This window comes from uncultured Oscillibacter sp., from assembly GCF_910584465.1.
Taxonomy (GTDB): Bacteria; Bacillota; Clostridia; order Oscillospirales; family Oscillospiraceae; genus Oscillibacter.
On record NZ_CAJUBK010000108.1, the window covers coordinates 1 to 4,429 of the forward strand.

At 68.3% G+C, this 4,429-nt stretch carries 3 protein-coding genes; all 3 read left to right on the forward strand.

Going from position 1 to position 4,429, the window contains the following annotated elements; all coding sequences use genetic code 11:
- On the forward strand, positions 1-911 hold a 911-nt coding region (locus tag QZ332_RS13180; protein WP_295766265.1), incomplete at its 5' end, for a citrate synthase.
- 27 nt (positions 912-938) lie between these two features.
- Positions 939-3,170, forward strand: a complete 2,232-nt coding sequence (locus QZ332_RS13185; RefSeq protein WP_295766267.1) for a hydratase — start codon at positions 939-941, stop codon at positions 3,168-3,170.
- A 14-nt stretch (positions 3,171-3,184) separates the two neighbouring features.
- Positions 3,185-4,387, forward strand: a complete 1,203-nt coding sequence (locus tag QZ332_RS13190) for an NADP-dependent isocitrate dehydrogenase (protein ID WP_295766268.1) — start codon at positions 3,185-3,187, stop codon at positions 4,385-4,387.
- Positions 4,388-4,429 lie beyond the last annotated feature (42 nt).

Genomic DNA, 4,429 nt, shown 5'->3' on the forward strand with positions numbered 1-4,429 from the left:
TCCTGGCCCTCCACTCCCACGACGGCGAGGCGGAGAACATGACGCTGGAGAACGAGCTGTTCAAATCCTTCCGCATGGTGGCCCGGACGCCCACCATCGTGGCCCACTCCTACGCGGCCAAGTGCCACTACTTCGACAAGGACAGCCTCTACCTCCACCGGCCCCGGACCGACATGAGCGTGGCCCAGAACTTCCTCCACTCCCTGCGCAAGGACACCCAGTTCGACGACGACGAGGCCAAGCTCCTGGATCTTTGCATGATCCTCCACGCCGAGCACGGCGGCGGCAACAACTCCACCTTCGCCTGCCGGGTGCTGACCTCCTCCGGGACGGATTTCTACTCCTCCATCGCCGCCGCCGTGGGCGCGCTGAAGGGCTTCCGCCACGGCGGCGCCAACATCAAGGTGGTGGAGATGATGAAGTACCTCAAACGGGCCGTCCGGGACTGGAAGGACGACGGCCAGGTCAAGGACCAGCTGGTCCGCATCCTCCGCCGCCAGCTGGGCGACGGCACGGGCCTCATCTACGGCATGGGCCACGCGGTCTATACCCTCTCCGACCCCCGGGCGGAGATCCTCAAGCAGTTCTCCCGCCGCCTGGCGGAGAAGAAGGGCATGGTGGACGAGCTGGACCTCATCGAGTCCGTGGAGCGCCTGGCCCCCCAGGTCTTCCAGGAGATCCGGGGCTCCGACAAGCCCATCTGCGCCAACGTGGATCTCTACTCCGGCTTCGTCTACACGCTGCTGGGCATCCCCACGGACCTGTATACCGCCATCTTCGCCAGCGCCCGGATGCCCGGCTGGTGCGCCCACCGCATCGAGGAGTGCTGCGCCGAAGATCCGCGGATCATCCGCCCCGCCTACAAGACCGTCTGCCGGCGGGTGCCTTACGTGCCCATCTCGGAACGATAAATCGTTGTATCACAGGAGGTCTCGATCATGATCGCTCTCCACGACGGCGGCGTCTTCCTCTCCGGGGGCGCCCTGTGCTCCGCCGCTCCCATCTCCCCCGCCGAGGGACGGGAGCGGACCCTGGCCTGGAGCATCCTCCAGGCCCACAGCGTCTCCGGCGACCCCGAAAAGCTCCAGATCCGCTTCGACGCCATGGCCAGCCACGACATCACTTACGTGGGCATCATCCAGCAGGCCCGGGCCTCCGGCATGCGGGAGTTCCCCATCCCCTACGCCCTGACCAACTGCCACAACTCCCTGTGCGCCGTGGGCGGCACCATCAACGAGGACGACCACGTCTTCGGCCTCTCCGCCGCCCGGAAGTACGGCGGCATCTACGTCCCCGCCAACCAGAGCGTCATCCACTCCTACGCACGGGAGCAGCTGGCGGGCTGCGGGAAGATGATCCTGGGCTCCGACTCCCACACCCGCTACGGCGCCCTGGGGACCATGGCCGTGGGCGAGGGCGGACCGGAGCTTTGCAAGCAGCTTTTGAAAAACACCTGGGACGTGCCCTATCCCAAGGTCGTCCTGGTCTACCTCACCGGCGCGCCGAAGCGGGGCGTGGGGCCCCACGACGCGGCCATCGCCCTGGTGAAGGCCACCTTCGAGCGGGGCTTCGTGAACAACTGCGTCCTGGAGTTCGCCGGTCCCGGCGTAGCGGGCCTGCCCATCGACTTCCGCAACGGGATCGACGTCATGACCACGGAGACCACCTGCCTCTCCTCCATCTGGGAGACCGACGAAGAGACCCGGGGCTTCTACGAGGCCCACGGGCGGGGGGAGGAGTACCGGGAGCTCCGTCCCGGCGACTTCGCGTGGTACGACAAGTACATCGAGCTGGACCTGTCCCAGATCGAGCCCATGATCGCCCTGCCCTTCCACCCCTCCAACGCCTGGACCATCCGGGAGTTCCTGGACGATGCCGGGGACATCCTGGCGGAGGTGGAGGTCGACGCCCGGCGGCGCTTCCCCAAGGCGGACGTCCGCCTGACGGACAAGATCCGCGACGGCGGCGTCTGGGCCGACCAGGGCGTCATCGCCGGATGCGCCGGGGGCCTCTTCGACAACATCGCGGAGGCGGCGGACATCCTCCGGGGCGGGAGCTGCGGCGACGGCCGCTTCACCCTGGACGTGTACCCCACCAGCGTGCCCGTCAGCCTGGAGCTGACGAAGATCGGGGCCGCGGCGGACCTGCTGCGGAGCGGCGCCGTCATCAAGCCCAGCTTCTGCGGCCCCTGCTTCGGCGCGGGGGACGTGCCCGCCCACAACGGCCTGAGCCTCCGCCACACCACCCGGAACTTCCCCAACCGGGAGGGCTCCAAGCCCGGCGAGGGCCAGTTCGCCGCCGTGTGCCTGATGGACGCCCGGTCCATCGCCGCCACGGCCCGCTGCGGGGGGAGGATCGTCCCCGCCACGGAGGCCGACTATGAGACCGCCCGCCGCCCCTATCACTTCGACCGGGAGGTCTACCGAAAGCGGGTCTACGACGGCTTCGGCCATCCCCATCCGGAGGAGGAGCTGATCCTCGGCCCCAACATCACCGACTGGCCCAAGATGCGGCCCCTGGCGGAGGACCTCCTGGTGGAGCTGGCGGCGGTCCTCCGGGACGAGGTCACCACCACCGACGAGCTCATCCCCTCCGGCGAGACCTCCTCCTACCGCTCCAATCCCCTGCGCCTGGCGGAGCACACCCTCTCCCGCCGGGAGCCCGCCTACGTGGGCCGGGCCAAGGCCGCGGCGGAGCTGGAGGCGGAGCGCCTGGCCGGGGAGGTCCCGGAGAAGCTCCGGGCCCTGCTGGAGAGGGCCGGGGCCCGGGCGGAGGACACGCAGTTCGGCTCCTGCGTCTTCGCCATGAGGCCCGGCGACGGCTCCGCGAGGGAGCAGGCCGCCTCCTGCCAGAAGGTCCTGGGGGGCCTGGCGAACATCTGCTTCGCCTTCGCCACGAAGCGCTATCGCTCCAACTGCATCAACTGGGGCATCCTGCCCTTCACCCTGGACGAGGGGACCGCGTTCCCCTGGGAGGCGGGGGACTGCATCTTCGTCCCGGGCATCCGGGAGGCCATCCGGACAGGCCGGGAGGACATCCCCGCCAAGGTCTTGCAGGCGGACGGCGGCGAGGCGGACCTCCTGCTCCACGTCCGGGGCCTGACGGCGGAGGAGCGGGAGATCCTCCTGGACGGGTGCCTCATGAACTACTACGCCGGACGGGCGGACTGAGGGAGGCGTTTTTTATGGGAAAGATCCAAATGGCCACCCCTCTGGTGGAGATGGACGGGGACGAGATGACCCGCATCCTCTGGAGGATGATCAAGGAGAAGCTGATCGTGCCCTTCGTGGACTTGAGGACCGAGTATTACGACCTGGGCCTTTTGAACCGGAACGCCACGAGAGACCAGGTCACCGTCGACGCCGCCAACGCCGCGAAGCGCCTGGGCGTGGCCGTGAAATGCGCCACCATCACCCCCAACAAGCAGCGGATGGAGGAGTACCCGGAGCTGACGGAGATGTGGAAGTCCCCCAACGGCACCATCCGGGCCATCCTGGACGGCACCGCCTTCCGGGCCCCCATCGTCCTGCCCTGCATCCGGCCGGTGGTGAGGAACTGGGAAAAGCCCATCACCATCGCCCGCCACGCTTACGGCGACATGTACAAGGCCGTGGACATGACCACGGAGGAGCCCGGCACCGCCGTCCTCACCTTCAAGGGGGAGAGCGGCACGGAGCAGGCGCTGCACGTCCAGACCGTGGACGGCCCCGCCGTCTGGCAGGGCCAGCACAACACCGAGGCCAGCATCCGGGCCTTCGCCCGCTCCTGCTTCCAGTACGCCCTGAGCCAGGGGCAGGACCTCTGGTTCTCCACGAAGGACACCATCGCCAAGGTCTATGACGGGGAGTTCAAGCGGATCTTCGAGGAGGAGTACGCCTCCGGCTATCGGGCGCAGTTCGAGGCCCGGGGCCTGACCTACTTCTATACCCTCATCGACGACGCGGTGGCGCGGGTCATCCGCTCCAAGGGCGGCTTCATCTGGGCGCTGAAGAACTACGACGGCGACGTGATGAGCGACATGATCGCCGCCGCCTTCGGCAGCCTGGCCATGATGACCTCCGTGCTGGTCTCCCCCGACGGGACCATGGAGTTCGAGGCGTCCCACGGCACCGTCACCCGGCATTACTACCGGTATCTGAACGGCGAGAGGACCTCCACCGATCCCATGGCGACCATCTTCGCCTGGTCCGGCGCGCTGAAGCGCCGGGGCGAGCTGGACGCCCTGGAGGATCTGGTCCGGTTCGGCCGGCGGCTGGAAGCCGCGTCCCTCCGGACGCTGGAGGAGGGCGTGATGACGAAGGACCTGCTCCCCCTGGTGGAGCCGGGCTTCCCGGCCCGGGGCGTGGACACCGAGGAGTTTTTGGACGCCGTCGCCCAGCGCCTTTGATCCGTCCAGGGGAAAGCGCAGCGGCATGGGATCGGTCCCATG